The sequence below is a fragment of the Thiobacillus sp. genome (assembly GCF_024708915.1).
This window is the reverse complement of the sequence record NZ_JANJXQ010000256.1, coordinates 16,397-31,999: the sequence shown is the minus strand read 5'-3', so window position 1 is coordinate 31,999 and position 15,603 is coordinate 16,397. Positions and strand designations below refer to the sequence as shown.

The 15,603-nt window shown below is 65.9% G+C and carries 14 protein-coding genes; all 14 read left to right on the top strand.

Annotation, left to right across the window (positions count from 1 at the left end; all coding sequences use genetic code 11):
* On the top strand, positions 1-1,054 hold a 1,054-nt coding region (locus Q0L94_RS17345), incomplete at its 5' end, for an FHIPEP family type III secretion protein (RefSeq protein WP_296755834.1).
* Positions 1,051-2,187: a flagellar biosynthesis protein FlhF gene (gene flhF, locus Q0L94_RS17340; protein ID WP_296755832.1), complete on the top strand. Its 1,137-nt coding sequence runs from the start codon at positions 1,051-1,053 to the stop codon at positions 2,185-2,187. The genes Q0L94_RS17345 and flhF, both read left to right, overlap by 4 nt.
* Complete coding sequence (locus tag Q0L94_RS17335; protein WP_296755829.1) at positions 2,177-2,821, top strand: hypothetical protein; 645 nt, start codon at positions 2,177-2,179, stop codon at positions 2,819-2,821. Before flhF ends, Q0L94_RS17335 begins: the two co-directional genes overlap by 11 nt.
* A 35-nt stretch (positions 2,822-2,856) precedes the next feature.
* Positions 2,857-3,567 (top strand): RNA polymerase sigma factor FliA, encoded by a 711-nt coding sequence (locus Q0L94_RS17330; protein WP_296641074.1) that lies wholly within the window; start codon positions 2,857-2,859, stop codon positions 3,565-3,567.
* Between the two features lie 90 nt (positions 3,568-3,657).
* The gene (locus Q0L94_RS17325) at positions 3,658-4,866 is read left to right on the top strand and encodes a malic enzyme-like NAD(P)-binding protein (protein WP_296755827.1); all 1,209 of its coding nucleotides are present in this window, start codon (positions 3,658-3,660) and stop codon (positions 4,864-4,866) included.
* Positions 4,867-4,911: 45 nt separating this feature from the next.
* Positions 4,912-6,222, top strand: a complete 1,311-nt coding sequence (locus Q0L94_RS17320; RefSeq protein WP_296755824.1) for an FAD-dependent oxidoreductase — start codon at positions 4,912-4,914, stop codon at positions 6,220-6,222.
* A gap of 146 nt (positions 6,223-6,368) precedes the next feature.
* Positions 6,369-6,749, top strand: coding sequence for a succinate dehydrogenase, cytochrome b556 subunit (gene sdhC / locus Q0L94_RS17315; RefSeq protein ID WP_296755821.1), 381 nt, complete (start codon positions 6,369-6,371; stop codon positions 6,747-6,749).
* Positions 6,746-7,105, top strand: a complete 360-nt coding sequence (gene sdhD / locus Q0L94_RS17310; protein WP_296755819.1) for a succinate dehydrogenase, hydrophobic membrane anchor protein — start codon at positions 6,746-6,748, stop codon at positions 7,103-7,105. Before sdhC ends, sdhD begins: the two co-directional genes overlap by 4 nt.
* A complete protein-coding gene (gene sdhA / locus Q0L94_RS17305) occupies positions 7,102-8,856 on the top strand; it encodes a succinate dehydrogenase flavoprotein subunit (RefSeq protein ID WP_296755816.1) in 1,755 nt (584 codons plus the stop codon). Before sdhD ends, sdhA begins: the two co-directional genes overlap by 4 nt.
* Positions 8,857-9,433: 577 nt before the next feature.
* Positions 9,434-10,129: a succinate dehydrogenase iron-sulfur subunit gene (locus tag Q0L94_RS17300; protein WP_296755813.1), complete on the top strand. Its 696-nt coding sequence runs from the start codon at positions 9,434-9,436 to the stop codon at positions 10,127-10,129.
* Positions 10,130-10,256: 127 nt separating this feature from the next.
* Positions 10,257-10,499: a succinate dehydrogenase assembly factor 2 gene (locus tag Q0L94_RS17295; protein WP_296755811.1), complete on the top strand. Its 243-nt coding sequence runs from the start codon at positions 10,257-10,259 to the stop codon at positions 10,497-10,499.
* Entirely contained in the window at positions 10,496-11,791 is a 1,296-nt protein-coding gene (gene gltA / locus Q0L94_RS17290; protein ID WP_296755808.1) for a citrate synthase, read from the top strand. Before Q0L94_RS17295 ends, gltA begins: the two co-directional genes overlap by 4 nt.
* 30 nt (positions 11,792-11,821) lie before the next feature.
* Positions 11,822-14,518, top strand: coding sequence for a 2-oxoglutarate dehydrogenase E1 component (locus Q0L94_RS17285; RefSeq protein WP_296755806.1), 2,697 nt, complete (start codon positions 11,822-11,824; stop codon positions 14,516-14,518).
* The gene (gene sucB / locus Q0L94_RS17280; protein ID WP_296755803.1) at positions 14,508-15,602 is read left to right on the top strand and encodes a dihydrolipoyllysine-residue succinyltransferase; all 1,095 of its coding nucleotides are present in this window, start codon (positions 14,508-14,510) and stop codon (positions 15,600-15,602) included. The genes Q0L94_RS17285 and sucB overlap by 11 nt, the downstream gene beginning before the upstream one ends.
* The last annotated feature ends 1 nt before the right edge of the window (position 15,603 follow it).

Genomic DNA, 15,603 nt, shown 5'->3' with positions numbered 1-15,603 from the left:
CGCGCCGGCCGACGTCACCTGGGACGACATCCCGCCGGTCGACGTGCTGGCGCTCGAAGTCGGCTATCGGCTGATTCCGCTGGTCGACCGCAACCAGGGCGGTGCGGCCCTGACCCGGATCACCGAGGCGCGCCGCCGCTTCGCCACCGACATGGGACTGGTGGTGCCGCTGATCCGCGTGCGCGACAACCTCGACCTCAAGCCCAACAGCTATCGCATCACCCTCAAGGGCGTCGACGTGGCGCACGGCGAGCTGCCAACCGGCCAAGTGCTGGCGGTGGACATGGGGGACGTGCTGGGGCGCATCGACGGAACGCCCGGGGCCGATCCGCTGAGCGGGCTGGCCGGGGTCTGGATCGAGGCGGGGCGGGAGGAGGAAGCCGAACTGCGCGGTTTTGTGGTGCTGGAACCGGCCGATCTCATCGCGCGCCAGGTCGAAGCCGTGTTCCGCCAGCACGCGCCGGAACTGCTGGGGCGCACCGAGGTGCAGCAACTGCTCGACACGCTGGCGCGCAGCCATCCCGGGCTGGTCGAGGACGTGACGCCGCGCCATCTGCCGCTGACCAGCGTGCAGGCGGTGCTGCAGCAGCTGATCGCGGAAAACGTCTCGATCCGCGACACCCGCACCCTGTTCGAAACGCTGGCGGCGCGCGCGCCGAAGAACCAGGCGATCGACGAACTGGTGGAAACCGTGCGCGCGGCGCTGGGACGCAGCATCGTCGACCGCCTGTTCGAAGGCGGCAACGCGCTGCACGTCATCGGCCTGGCCGCATCCACCGAAACCCGCCTGCTGAACGAGATGGGCGATGAAGGCGAAGCCCTGCTGTCGCCCGCCACGCTGGATGCGCTGAACGAAGCGGCCGAACGTGCGCTGGCCGGGCAGGAGGAGGCGGGCTACCCGCCGGTGCTGCTGATTTCTCCCAGCCTGCGCGCCATCCTGTCGCGATTGCTGCGGCGCAACCTGCCGCAGCTGTCGGTGATCGCCTATGCCGAGGTGCCTGCCGATAAAATGGTGCAGGTGAGCACGGAACTGACCATCGAGGCGGCGGCATGAGCGCACAGGTATTCGTGGCGGCGAATGCGCGCGTGGGCCTGGCGCGCATTCGCCGCGAACTGGGCGACGACGCCGTGGTGCTGGCCACCCGGCCGCATCCGCAGGGCGTCGAGCTGCTGGCCAGCGCCTACGGCGATCTGGCGGCGCAGCCTGCCGGCGAGGCGCCGGACGCGACCGGCGGCTCGCGCATCCTGAATGAGCTGGCGCGCCTGCGCGGCCTGCTGCAGAACCAGCTGGCGGGCTTTGCATGGGGATCGGCGCGGCGGCGCGATCCGGCGCGGGTGGCGGTGATGCAGACCCTGTTCGCCGCCGGTTTCGGCAGCACGCTTGCCCGCACCCTGGCCGCGCGTCTGCCGCGCGGGCTCGATACCGATGCCGCCTTGCGCTGGCTGCGCCAGGTGTTGATCCGCAATCTGCCGCTACAGGGGCGCGAAGCCGATCTGCTGGCCAGGGGGGGATGCTACGCGCTGGTGGGCTCCACCGGTTCCGGCAAAACCACCACGCTGGCCAAGCTCGCCGCACGGGCGGCGGATGCGCACGGTGCGGCGAAGGTGGCGCTGGTGGCGGCCGACGCCTACCGCATCGGCGCGGCGGCGCAATTGACGGTGTATGCCGACCTGCTGGGCGTGTCGCTGCACGTGGCGGAAGACCAGGCCCGGCTGGCGCGGCTGCTGCCTGAACTTGCCGCCAAAAAGCTGGTGCTGATCGATACGGCCGGTTTTTCGCCGTCCGATCCGCGCAGCCGCGAGGGGCGGACGCTCGATGCTCTCGGCGTGAGCCGCCTAGCCGTGATCTCTGCCGGCCAGCAGGGCGCGGCAATCGAGCAGGCGATGACGCATTTCGGCCAGGGCGCGGCCGCCTGCATCCTCACCAAACTCGACGAAGCCCCGCAACCCGGGGCGGCGCTCGACAGCCTGATCCGCCATCGCCTGCCGCTGGCGTATATCAGCGGCGGCCAGCGCGTGCCGGAAGACCTGCACGCACCCAGCGCCCCCTACCTTGTCGACCGCGCTTTGAAGGGCGGCCAGCTTGCCACGCCCTATGCGCTGCAGGCCGAAGACTGGCCGCTGTTTGCCGGCGTCGAGGCCGAACGCGAGGAGCGCCTTGCCCTGAAGGGCACAAGTGCCGGCTGACCAGGCCGCCGGGCTGCGGCGGCGCAGCGCCCGGCAGCCGCTACGCTGCATCCAGTGTTTTTTCGACTCCGCCCAATCCACCTCCCGGCTGGCGCTGGCGTTGCACCAGCGCGGCTGGACTGCGCTGCTGGTCGATGCACGGGGACGGCTGCTGGCCGACGCGCCCGCCCGCAGCTTGTTCGGCTGGCGCCAGCAGCTTGAACGCGGACAGTTGCACACGCTGCCGCTGCCGCATGGCGACGGCTGGCATGCGCCCGGCGCGAGGGCGGACGCCCCTGCCTTGGCGGGCATCGCCCGGGGCTACGATGCCGTGGTGTTCGACGCCGGGCCGAACCGTGACGATCTGGCGCTGATGCCCGGCGCAGTTCACGCCGTGGTCGTCGAGGTGAACGCTGCGCACGAATCGATGCTGCGCGCTTACGCCTTGCTCAAGACCCTGTCCCGGGCCGACGGGGTGCGCAGCATCGGCTTGCTGGGCGCCGCCGCTGCCTGCGATCGCGTGTGCGCTGCTTGCGGCCATTTTCTCGACCGGCGCTTCGCGCACGCCATTTACAGTGCGGCCCACGAAGATGGCCTATTTGCCGCGCTTGCCGTTAGAATGGCAAACGAGGAGGCGAGTCCGACGGCTCGTTGATAAAACAGGAAAAATCTAAAATAGGGTCCTGAAGCATGGCTGAAAAAGCCTCGTCAAAAGACGAACAAGTCACGAAACATGCGCCGCTGGTCAAGCGCATTGCATATCACATGATGGCGCGCCTGCCCGCCAGCGTGGAAGTCGACGACCTCATCCAGGTCGGGCTGATCGGCTTGATGGACGCGGTGTCGCGCTTCGACGGCACCCAGGGGGCGCAATTCGAGTCCTATGCCACCCAGCGCATCCGTGGCGCCATGCTCGACGAGCTGCGCGAGGCCGACTGGCTGCCGCGCCACGTGCGGCAGAAATCGCGGCAGATCGAAGCCGCCATCCACCGGCTGGAGCAGCGCAACGGCAAGGCGCCATCGGAGCAGGAGATTTCCGCCGAGCTGGGCATGCCGATCGATCAGTACCAGTCCATGCTGGGCGACGTGAAGTGTTCGCAGCTGCTGTATTACGAGGATTTTTCCGATGAGGACAGTGCCAGTTTCCTGGAACGCTACCTGGTCGACGGCAGCAGCGATCCGCTCGCGGTGCTGGAGGACGAAGGTTTCCGCGACAGCCTGATTGCCGCGATTCATCATCTGCCCGAGCGCGAGCGCAGCATGATGGGCATGTATTACGAACAGGACATGAACCTGAAGGAAATCGGCGCCGTGCTCGGCGTCTCCGAATCGCGCGTGTGCCAACTGCATTCGCAGGCGGTGGCGCGCCTGCGTGCCCAGCTCAAGATCTGGAAAGATTGAGGCAGCCCGGCCGCGCGCCTCGATGCGCGGCGCAACGCGAATAAATCCGCGATAATGACGGCTTGTTTATTCAGCCAGTTTTTTGCCGTCATGAGTCAAGCCGACCTCAAGAAAAAAGCCCTCGACTACCATCGCCTGCCCAAGCCCGGCAAGCTCTCGGTCGAATCCTCCAAACCGTGTTCCACCCAGGGGGACCTGTCGCTCGCCTACACGCCCGGTGTGGCGCAGCCGGTGCTGGAAATCGCGAAAGATCCCGTGAAAGCCTACGACTACACCAACAAGGGCAATCTGGTCGCGGTGATCACCGACGGCACCGCGATCCTCGGACTGGGCAACCTCGGCCCGCTCGCCGCCAAACCGGTGATGGAAGGCAAGGGTGTGCTGTTCAAGCAGTTCGCCGGCATCGACGTCTACGACATCGAAGTCAACGCCGAGACCCCGCAGGATTTCATCAAGGTGGTGGAAGCCATCGCGCCGACCTTCGGCGGAATCAACCTCGAAGACATCGCTGCACCGCACTGCTTCGAAATCGAGCAGGCCCTGACCGAGCGGCTCGACATCCCGGTGTTTCACGACGACCAGCACGGCACCGCCACCATCATCTGCGCCGGCCTCATCAATTCGCTGCACCTGCAGGGCAAGAAACTGGAACTGGCGCGCATCGTCTGCCTCGGCGCGGGCGCGGCCGGCATCGCTTCCATGCGGCTCCTGGTGGCGATGGGCGCCAAGCCGGAAAATATCCTGATGGTGGACCGCCAGGGCGTTATCCACGCAGGACGCAGCGATCTCAACGTCTACAAGCAGCTTTTCGCCCATACCACGGACCGCCGGACGCTGAGCGACGCCATGCGCGGGGCGGATGTTCTCGTCGGTGTTTCGGGGCCGGACCTGGTGACCCGGGACATGGTGGGCAGCATGGCGGACAGGCCGGTGATCTTCGCCCTGTCCAACCCCGATCCCGAAATTCATCCCGACACGGCGAAATCCGTGCGCCAGGATCTCATCATGGCGACCGGGCGTTCGGACTTTCCAAACCAGGTCAACAACGTGCTGGGATTTCCGTTTATTTTCCGTGGCGTCCTCGATGCGCGTGCCCGCCACGTCACCCGCGACATGCTGATTGCCGCGGTGCATGCGCTGGCCATGCTTGCGCGCGAACCGGTCCCGCGCGACGTGCTCGCCGCCTACGGGCTCGAGCATCTGGAGTTCGGGCCAGACTACATTCTGCCCAAGCCTTTCGATACACGCCTGATCGAGCGCATTCCGCCCGCCGTGGCGGCGGCCTGGCACGACAGCTAGAACCGGATTGGCCTATGATGGGACGAGTCTGGACTCATTCCCATCATGGCCCATCCCGCATATCAGGTTGCCATCATCGGCGGTGGCGTTTCCGGGGCCGCGCTGGCCTACGTGCTGACGCGCTACACCGGGATATCCTCGCTTGTCCTGGTGGAAAAGTCGCACCACCCCGCGGCGATCAATTCCGCCGCAAGCCAGAACAGCCAGACCCTGCACTACGGGGATATCGAAACCAACTACAGCCTGAAAAAAGCCGCCGAGGTGAAACATGCGGCGGACATGCTCGTGCGTTGCGTGACCGCAGCGGCGGCGGCGGAAGGGATACTGCGCCGCATGCCGAAGATGGTGCTGGGAGTGGGCGAAGCGGAGTGCGCAGCGCTGCGCGAACGCCATGGCCGGTTTCAGGCCCTGTATCCCGATTTGCATCTACTGGACCAGGCAGGCATCGCCGAAGTCGAGCCAGACGTGGCCGGCGGCCGGCGCGAGGAACTGGCTGCGCTGGCTTCCCCGGATTCTTGGTGCGCGGTGGATTTCGGCCGCCTCACGCGCTTCTTTCTGCAACGCGCACAGGCGCAGCACGGCGGACTGAAGGTACATCTCTCCTGCCGTGTGCGGGATATTGTGCGCACGGCGGAAGGCTATGTGCTGCAGACTTCGAGAGGCGCGCTGCACGCGCGGTTCGTGGCGGTATGCGCGGGCGCGCACAGCCTGGGCTTCGCGCAGAACATGGGCTATGGATGGCAGTATTCGATCCTGCCGGTGGCGGGCAGCTTTTTCCATGCGCGATGCCGGGTGCGCGGCAAGGTCTATACGGTGCAAAGCGAGCATCTGCCGTTTGCCGCCCTCCACGCTGATCCGGACATCGAGCATCGGCAGTGGATGCGGCTGGGTCCCACCGCGCTGCTTGTGCCTTTCCTCGAACGCAGGCGCTGGTCGAGCGTGCCCGGGTTCTTGCGTACGATGCGGCTCGATGCCGGCACGCTCGGCACGTTTACTGGTATCCTCGGTGTGGCGGAAATACGCCGCTACATGGCACGTAATCTGCTGTACGAAATCCCGCTGCTGCGGGCTGCGCTATTTGCACAGGCAGCGCGAAAAATACTGCCGGCATTGCGCATGGCGGATTTGCGTTATGCGCGCGGCGTCGGCGGCCTGCGGCCGCAGCTGATCGACCGCGCCCAGCATCGCCTGGTGCTGGGCGAGGCAGCGATCGACAGCGACGAAGGTTTGCTGTTCAATATCACCCCGTCGCCCGGCGCGACGATGTGCCTTGCCAACGCGATCCGTGATGCCAGCAAGATCGCCGGGTTTCTCGGCTGCGTATTCAACGGGGAGAAGGTGAATGAAACGCTTTGAAACCAGCCGCAGCCAGGGTGCTCCCAGGCGGCCCGTCCATAAGAGATGCACGCCAGACTCACTTGCCTGAATGCGTTCCGCGTGTTGACGTTGTTTAGCTGGCGATCCCGGCAATCATTGTCCGGACTGAAACCCGGTGCCCTGTCGTGAAGCCGGCCGCGCGTCCCGTCTACCTGAATCTGTTCCGCATCCATTTGCCGCTCGCCGGCTGGGTGTCGATCCTGCATCGCGTTTCGGGCGCACTGCTGTTCGTGGCTTTTCCGTTCGGGGTGTGGGCGCTGTCGGTCTCACTGTCGGGCGAAGCCGGCTTCCAGCGCATGGCCGATTGGCTGATGCATCCGCTGGCCAGGCTGGTGCTGCTGTTTCTGGTATGGGCGTTTGTGCATCATTTTTTCGCCGGCTTGCGGCACCTGGCGCTGGATGCGCACTGGGGCCTTGGCCTGCGCCGGGCGCGGCAAAGCAGCATCGCGGTTTTGCTGGCGAGCGGGCTGCTCACGCTGCTTGCCGCCTGGAGACTGTTCGCATGAAATCCACCACTGGCTCGCATACCGGCACCGGCACCTGGCTCGTGCAGCGTGCCACTGCCGTGGTGCTGGCGCTGGCTTTGCCGCTGCTGGCGACTTATTTCCTGGCCGCCTTGCCGCTCGATTCCGCCGGCTGGCAGGCTTTGTTCGCGCCGCCGTGGCTGCGCGTGCTGATGCTGCTCACGGCCGCGGCGCTGGCACTGCACGCCTGGGTGGGGGTACGCGACATCTGCATGGACTACGTTCACCCGGCCGGCCTGCGGCTGGCGCTGTATCTGGCGGCGATCGCCATGCTGGCGGGCAGCGTGGCGTGGCTGGCCGTGATCCTGTTCGATGCGGCGCTGGGACGTGCAGCATGAACACGCGTCGTTTCGATGCACTCATCATCGGCGGCGGCGGCGCCGGCCTGCGCGCGGCGCTGCAACTGGCGCGTTCCGACTACACGGTCGCGGTGGTGTCGAAGGTCTTTCCCACGCGTTCGCACACGGTATCGGCGCAGGGCGGCATTACCGCCGCGCTCGCCAACGTCGACGACGACCGCTGGGAATGGCACATGTACGACACGGTCAAGGGCGGCGACTGGCTCGGCGACCAGGACGCGATCGAGTTCATGTGCCGCGAGGCGGCCAGCGCCGTCTACGAACTGGAGCACATGGGGCTGCCATTCTCCCGCCTCGACAACGGCAAGATCTACCAGCGGCCGTTCGGCGGCCAGTCGAAGCATTTCGGCGGCGACCAGGCCACCCGTACCTGTGCCGCTGCCGACCGCACCGGCCATGCGCTGCTGCACACGCTGTATCAGCAGAACATCCAGCATCGCACGCAGTTCTTCGACGAATACTTTGCCCTCGACCTGCTGCGCGACGCCGACGGCTACTGTCTGGGCGTCAGCGCGTTTTCGATCGAAACCGGCGAACCGCTGCTGATCGAGGCGCGCACCACCCTGCTTGCCACCGGCGGGGCCGGCCGCGCGTTCGGCAACAGCAGCAATGCCATGATCAATACCGGCGACGGTCTCGGCATGGCGCTGCGCGCCGGGCTGCCGCTGCAGGACATGGAGTTCTGGCAGTTCCATCCCACCGGCATCGCCGGCGTCGGCTGCCTCATCACCGAAGGCGTGCGCGGCGAGGGCGGCTATCTCCTGAACAGGCACGGCGAACGTTTCATGGAACGTTATGCGCCGCATGCCAGAGATCTCGCCGGACGCGACGTGGTGGCGCGCGCGATTGCCGTCGAAATTGCCGAGGGGCGCGGCTGCGGGCCGCGCGCGGACTACGTCGATCTCAAGCTCGACCACCTGGGCGAGCGGGCCATCGTCGACAAGCTCCCCGGCATCCGCGAGCTGTCGATCCGCTTCGCCGGCGTCGACCCGGTCAAGGCGCCGATTCCGGTCGCTCCCACCGCGCACTACATGATGGGCGGCATCCCCACCAACCTGCACGGCCAGGTCGTCGCGCCCGCCCGCTTCGGCCCGGAAGAACCGGTGCCGGGACTGTATGCCGTCGGCGAATGCGCCTGCGTGTCGGTGCACGGCGCCAACCGGCTGGGTGGCAATTCGCTGCTCGACCTTGTCGTGTTCGGCCGCGCCGCAGGCAAGCATATGCTGGAGTATCTGCGTGACAACCCGTATCCGCGCCCCTTGCCGGGTGACGCTGCCGATGCCGGCCTGGCCCGCCTGCAGCGCTGGGAAAAGCCCGGCAGCGAGCGCGTGGCGGCGATCAGCGACGACTTGCGGCGCACGATGCAGCTGCATGCCGGCGTATTCCGCACCGAGGCGGTGTTGCGCGAGGGCCTGGAAAAACTGGACACGCTGGAAGCACGCCTGGCGCATGCGGGCTTGCAGGACACCAGCCGCGTGTTCAACACCGCGCGCATCGAGGCGCTGGAGCTGGAAAACCTGATCGGCGTGGCGCGCGCGACGCTGGTGTCGGCGATTTCCCGAACCGAAAGCCGCGGCGCGCATACCCGGGAGGATTTTCCGCAGCGCGACGACGAGCACTGGTTGAAGCACACGCTGTATTCGCGTGAAGGAGACCAGGTGGATGCCAAGCCGGTGCGGTTGAAGCCGCTGACGGTAGAGTCGATTCGGCCGAAGGAACGGGTGTATTGATGGGGGACATGGGTTATTTCGTTTTGCGACGGCTTCGCTTTTCGCCTGCGGGCGAGTCACTTTCTTTTGCGTGGCCAAAAGAAAGTAACCAAAGAAAAGGCCACCCCTGGTGTGTCGGCCTTCGGCTCCCCTGCGATGCTCGCCGGCCGGGGCGGCGCGGGAACTCGCCCTGGCGGGCTCAGACACCCCGCACCTTTTCCCCCCGTCCGGCTGCGCTTCTCGGCGACACACAAGGGGCACCCTTGCGAACGCCTGTGCTTGACGCAGGACGGATAACAGGCGATGGCGGCACCCTGGGTTGTCCCCCTTCAGCGCTGCCGATTTGGTGTGTGCGGGTGGGAAAAAAGCGGAACCGTGTCCGAGCTCCGCAGCAAGGCACGTTTTGTGTGCCTTGCCAGGGCGAGTTGGTGGAGCGCCCGCCCGCGCGCGCCAAATCGGGAACCCGCAGGGCAGCGATGTGGGGTCGCCTTTTCTTTGGTTACTTTCTTTTGGCGAAGCAAAAGAAAGTAACTCGCCCGCAGGCGAAAAGCGAAGCCACTGCTCGTCCCCGGAAACTCAACTTACACAAGAGGCCCGCATGAAATTCCGCCTCTACCGCTACTCCCCCGAATCCGGCGAAAGACCCTTCATGCAGGACGTCGACCTCGACATCGACCCGGCCGGCAAGATGCTGCTCGACGCGCTCATCGCGATCAAGGCGCAGGACGAAACCCTGAGCCTGCGCCGCTCCTGCCGCGAAGGTGTGTGCGGATCGGATGCGGTGAACGTCAACGGCCGCAACCGGCTGGCGTGCATCACGCCGCTGTCCGAGTTGACGCAGCCGATCGAAGTGCGGCCGCTGCCGGGTCTGCCGGTGATCCGCGACCTGATCGTCGACATGGAGCCGTTCTACAGGCAGTACCGCTCGATCAAGCCCTGGCTCATCAACGACGACCCCGAACCCGAGGTGGAACGTCTGCAGAGTCCGGAGGATCGCGCGCTGCTCGACGGCGCCTACGAATGCATCCTGTGCGCCTGCTGTACCACGGCGTGTCCTTCGTTCTGGTGGAACCCGGAAAAATTCGTCGGCCCGGCGGGCTTGCTGCAGGCCTACCGTTTTATTGCCGACAGCCGCGACGAAGCAACGCCCGCGCGGCTCGACAACCTGGAAGACCCGTACCGGCTGTATCGCTGCCGCGGCATCATGAATTGCGTCGATGCCTGCCCCAAGGGGCTGAACCCGACGGCGGCAATCGGGCGCATCAAATCCTTGCTGGTGAAACGGCGTGTCTGACGGCTTCGCCCCCTCACCCCAACCCTCTGATGAAGCCTCTAAGCGATCGACTAAGCCCGCGAGCGGACAAGTCGCCGCTTATCCCGCTTGCGGGAGAGGGGGTGAACGTGAAGCTCAAATCGATAGAATGGCCTGGCGCTGCCGCCGCGGATTGCTCGAACTCGATCTCTGGCTGGGTGGCTTTCTGCAGGCGCACCGCGCTACACTGCAGTCTTGCGAGACAGCCGCGCTGGAGCGGTTGCTGGCCTTGTCCGACATGGAAATCGTCGACCGGCTGCAAGGCAGGTCGCCTGCGGGCGATGCCGCTCTCGAAGCGCTTGTTGAACGCCTACAGCATTATCGGGCTGCACTATTTTTGGAATTGCAATGAAAAAAACCGTCACCCTCACTTTCAGCGACGGCAGTCCGTCCATCGAACTGCCCATCGAGCAGGGTACCTATGGCAAGCCGGTGATCGACATCCGCGAGCTCGGTCCGCACGGCTACTTTACCCACGACCCGGGGTTCACCGCCACCTCCAGCTGCAATTCCGCCATTACCTACATCGACGGCGACGAAGGGCTGCTGTACTACCGCGGCTACCCGATCGAAGAACTGGCCTACCAGTCGGATTACATGGAGGTCTGCTATCTGCTGAACCACGGTGAATTACCTACGGCCGGGCAGAAAATGGCGTTCGAAAACTCGATCCGTCATCACAGCCTGTTGCACGACCAGATGGAGAACGTGTTCCGCGGATTCCGCCGCAGTGCGCATCCGATGGCGGTGATGATCGGCGTTACCGGCGCGATGTCGGCTTTCTACCATGAAGGGACCGATCTGTTCGATCCGCACCACCGCGAAATCGTCGCGCATCGCCTGATCGCCAAGATCCCCACGGTGGCGGCCTGGGCCTACAAGTTCAACGAAGGCCAGCCCTTCGTCTATCCGCAGAACCGCCTGTCGTATGCCGAGAACTTCATGCACATGATGTTTTCCACCCCGTGCGAGCCCTACCAGCCCAAACCGGTGCTGGCGCGCGCGCTCGACCGTATTTTCATCCTGCACGCCGACCATGAGCAGAATGCCTCGACCTCGACCGTGCGGCTGGCCGGCTCCAGCGGCGCCAATCCCTATGCCTGCGTCGCGGCCGGCATGGCTTCGCTATGGGGGCCGCTGCACGGCGGCGCCAATGAGGCGGTGCTGAAAATGCTCGACGAAATGGGCGACGTCTCGCGCATTCCCGAATACATCAAGCGCGCCAAGGACAAGACCGACACTTTCCGGCTGATGGGTTTCGGACACCGCGTCTACAAGAACATGGACCCGCGCGCCCGTATCATCCGCCAGACCTGCTACGAAGTCCTGGACGAACTCGACCTGCGCGACGATCCGCAGTTCAAGATAGCGATGGAACTCGAGCGCATCGCGCTGGAAGATGACTATTTCATTTCGCGCAAGCTTTATCCCAACGTCGATTTTTATTCCGGCATCATCTTCCGTGCCATGGGTATTCCACCCAGCATGTTCACCGTGATGTTCGCCCTCGCGCGGACATCAGGCTGGGTGGCGCAGTGGAACGAAATGCTGTCCGATCCGGCCCACAAGATCGGCCGCCCGCGCCAGCTCTATACCGGTGCGACACGTCGCGAATACGTGCCGCTGGAGCAGCGCGGTGCTTGAGCCGGCAGCACGTTGGCCGGCCGCTTCGACATGAACGCACCCGACTGGCGCCTGACGTCACCGCTTTATGCCGGCAATGCGGCGTATCTGGAGCAGTTCGGCGACGATGCGCTGGCGCCCTGGCTGAACCAGCCGTTGCCGGGGGCGGCAGCCGCATCGGATGCCGCCCAGGTCGCGGTGCTGCGGCTGATCAATGCCTACCGCTATCTGGGCGCGCGGCAGGCCGAGCTGGATCCCCTGCGGCGTTTCGAGCCGCCGCCGGATCCCGAACTCGATCCGGCACACTACGGACTGAGCGAGGCGGATCTGACCCGAGAATTCGAGACCGGATCGCTGTTCGGCGTGGGGCGTACCACTCTGGCCGATATTCTGCAGCGCGTGAACAGCGCCTATTGCGGCCATGTCGGCGTCGAGTACATGTACCTCGCCGACGTGGCACGCAAACGCTGGCTGCAGGAACGCATCGAAAGTGCGCAGGGGCGTTTTGGCGTGTCCACCCAACTCAAGATGCAGTTGCTGAAGCGGCTGACCGATGCCGAGACGCTGGAAAAATTCCTGCACACCCGCCATGTCGGGCAGAAGCGCTTCTCGCTGGAAGGCGGCGAGAGCCTGATCCCGCTGCTCGACCAGGTGATCGCGCGCTGCGCGCGCCACGGTGCCAAGGAAATCGTCATGGGCATGGCGCATCGCGGGCGCATCAACGTGCTGGCCAACATCATGGGGCGTCCGCTCGAAAGCCTGTACGAAGAACCAGCGAACGGCGACGCGGATTCGCCGCTGTCGGGCGACGTCAAATATCACCAGGGCTTTTCCGCCGACATTGCCACGCCGTATGGACCGGTGCACCTGGCCCTGGCGTTCAATCCCTCGCATCTCGAGATCGTGCATCCGGTGGTGCGCGGCTCGGTACGCGCGCGCCAGGACCGGCGCGGCGACGTGCTCGGCTACGAGGTGGTGCCGGTGATCCTGCATGGCGACGCCGCACTGTCGGGGCAGGGCGTGGTGATGGAAAGCCTCAATATGTCGCAGACGCGCGGTTTCAGGAACGGCGGCGCAATCCACGTGGTGATCAACAACCAGATCGGCTTCACTACCTCCGATCCGCGCGACGTGCGCTCGACGCTGTATTGCACCGACGTGGCGAAAATGGTCGAGGCGCCGGTGCTGCACGTCAACGGCGACGATCCCGAGGCGGTGGCGTTCGCGGTGCAGACCGCGGTCGATTACCGCTACACCTTCCACAAGAACGTCTTCATCGATCTGGTGTGCTACCGCCGCCACGGCCACAACGAGCAGGACGAGCCGCTCGCCACCCAGCCGCTGATGTATCGCCGCATCCAGGCGCATCCCAGCACGCGCACCCTGTATGCGCAGCGGCTGGTGGACGAGGGGCTGCTCGATCAGGCGCAGGCCGACGACCTGGTCGATGCCTGCCGTGCGCGGCTGGAACACGGCGAGTCGCTGAGCGCGCCGGCGCTGTCCGATTTCAAGGAAACCTACAGCATGGACTGGGGGCGCTTCAAGGGCGCGCCGGCCGGCGAGGTCGCCACCGCGGTGGCGCCAGCGCGGCTGGACTTCCTGGGCGAACGCATCACCACGCTGCAGCATGAGATCGAACTGCACTCCCGGGTGCAGAAGGTGCTGGACGACCGCCGCAGGATGCGCGCGGGCGACCTGCCGGTGGACTGGGGTTACGCCGAGCATCTGGCGTATGCCAGCCTGCTCGACGCCGGCCACAATGTGCGGGTGTCAGGCCAGGATTCGGCGCGCGGCACGTTTTTCCATCGCCATGCGGTATGGCATGACCAGAAGCGCGAGCGCCGCCAGAGCGGCGTCTACGTTCCGCTCGAACACATCCACAACCGGCAGGGCAACTTCACCATCATTGATTCGCTGCTGTCGGAAGAGGCGGTGCTGGCCTACGAATACGGCTACGCCACTGCCGACCCCGACACGCTGGTGGTGTGGGAGGCGCAGTTCGGCGACTTCGCCAACGGCGCGCAGGTAGTGATCGACCAGTTCATCACCAGCGGCGAGGCCAAGTGGGGGCGCCTGTGCGGCCTCACGCTGCTGTTGCCGCACGGCTTCGAGGGGCAGGGGCCGGAGCATTCGTCGGCCCGCCTCGAACGCTATCTGCAACTGTGCGCGCAGGACAACATCCAGGTGTGCGTACCGACGCTGCCGGCGCAGATGTTCCACCTGCTGCGGCGGCAGATCGTGCGCCCGCTGAGAAAACCGCTGGTGATCATGAGCCCGAAGAGCCTGTTGCGCCATCCGGCCTCCACCTCGTCGCTGGCGGACCTGAGCGGCGGAGCGTTCCTGCCCGTGATCGACGATCCGCGCGCGCCGCGCGGTTGCAAACGCGTGGTGGCGTGCAGCGGACGGGTATGGTTCGACCTCGAAGCGGCGCGTGTCGCGCGCGGGCTGGACGATATCGCGCTGGTGCGCATCGAACAGCTCTACCCCTTCCCCGAAGCCGAATTCCGCGCCGTGCTGAACGCCTATCCGCAGGCCGACACCTTCGTCTGGGCGCAGGAAGAGCCGATGAACCAGGGCGCGTGGTTCCAGACACTGCACCACCTCAACCACTGCGCGCCGGGCGGCCGGCGCTTCAATTACGCCGGCCGCCCGGCTGCCGCGGCGCCGGCGTCGGGCTATGTCTCGCGCCACCGGGCGGAACTGGATGCGCTGCTGAACGATGCGCTGGAGACTTCGTATGAAAATTGACGTGCGTGTGCCGACCCTGTCCGATTCGGTCGCCAGCGGCACCCTGCTGCCGTGGCGCAAACAGGTGGGCGAGACGGTGGCGCGCGACGAAACCCTGGTCGACCTGGAAACCGACAAGGTGATCCTGGAAATCCCCGCGCCGGCGTCCGGCACGCTGCTCGAACTGCGCAGGGAGGAGGGTGCGGTGGTGAAGGCCGACGAGGTGGTGGCGGTGATCGAGACCGGCGAGGGCATGGTTGTCCCCGCGCCCGCAGCGAAGCCGAAGCCTGCACCGGCCGCGCCGCCGCCGGCTGCAGCCGTCGCGCCAGCCGCGAGCATGGCGGCGCCGGTAAAAGCCAGCGTGCCGCTACCTGCCGCCGCGACAGCGGCGGCCACCGTCCCGCCAGGCGAAAGCCGCCGCGAACCGCTGTCGCGCCTGCGCCTGCGCGTCGCCGAGCGTCTGGTCGCGGCGCAGCACACCGCCGCCATGCTCACCACCTTCAACGAGGCGAACATGCAGCCGGTGAACGAATTGCGCCAGCGCTTCAAGGCCGAGTTCGAGGTGAAACACGGCGTCAAGCTCGGCTACATGTCGTTCTTCGTGCGTGCGGTGTGCCAGGCGATGCAGCAGTTCCCCGTCGTCAACGCCAGCATCGACGGCGACGACATCGTGTGGCATGGCGACGTCGACATCGGCATCGCCATCTCCAGCCCGCGCGGGCTGGTGGTACCGATCCTGCGCCGCGCGCAGACGCTCGGTTCTGCCGAAATCGAACGCGCCATCGCCGACTTCGCCCAGCGTGCGCGGGACAGCCGGCTCACCCTCGAAGACCTGTCGGGCGGCAGCTTTTCCATCACCAACGGCGGCGTATTCGGTTCGCTCCTGTCGACTCCCATCCTCAATCCGCCGCAGTCGGCCATCCTCGGCATGCACACCATCCAGGAACGTCCGGTCGCCGAGAGCGGCCAGGTGGTGATCCGCCCGATGATGTATCTGGCGCTGACCTACGACCACCGGCTGATCGACGGCCGCGACGCGGTGCAGTTCCTGGTGGCGGTGAAGGCCGCACTGGAAGCGCCGGAAGCACTGTTGAGCGAAACCTGAT

Coding starts and splice junctions, on each gene's coding strand:
- flhF (WP_296755832.1), top strand. CDS start 1,051: ATGAGCGCACAGGTATTCGTGGCGGCGAATGCGCGCGTGGGCCTGGCG.
- Q0L94_RS17330 (WP_296641074.1), top strand. CDS start 2,857: ATGGCTGAAAAAGCCTCGTCAAAAGACGAACAAGTCACGAAACATGCG.
- Q0L94_RS17325 (WP_296755827.1), top strand. CDS start 3,658: ATGAGTCAAGCCGACCTCAAGAAAAAAGCCCTCGACTACCATCGCCTG.
- Q0L94_RS17320 (WP_296755824.1), top strand. CDS start 4,912: ATGGCCCATCCCGCATATCAGGTTGCCATCATCGGCGGTGGCGTTTCC.
- sdhD (WP_296755819.1), top strand. CDS start 6,746: ATGAAATCCACCACTGGCTCGCATACCGGCACCGGCACCTGGCTCGTG.
- sdhA (WP_296755816.1), top strand. CDS start 7,102: ATGAACACGCGTCGTTTCGATGCACTCATCATCGGCGGCGGCGGCGCC.
- Q0L94_RS17300 (WP_296755813.1), top strand. CDS start 9,434: ATGAAATTCCGCCTCTACCGCTACTCCCCCGAATCCGGCGAAAGACCC.
- Q0L94_RS17295 (WP_296755811.1), top strand. CDS start 10,257: ATGGCCTGGCGCTGCCGCCGCGGATTGCTCGAACTCGATCTCTGGCTG.
- gltA (WP_296755808.1), top strand. CDS start 10,496: ATGAAAAAAACCGTCACCCTCACTTTCAGCGACGGCAGTCCGTCCATC.
- Q0L94_RS17285 (WP_296755806.1), top strand. CDS start 11,822: ATGAACGCACCCGACTGGCGCCTGACGTCACCGCTTTATGCCGGCAAT.
- sucB (WP_296755803.1), top strand. CDS start 14,508: ATGAAAATTGACGTGCGTGTGCCGACCCTGTCCGATTCGGTCGCCAGC.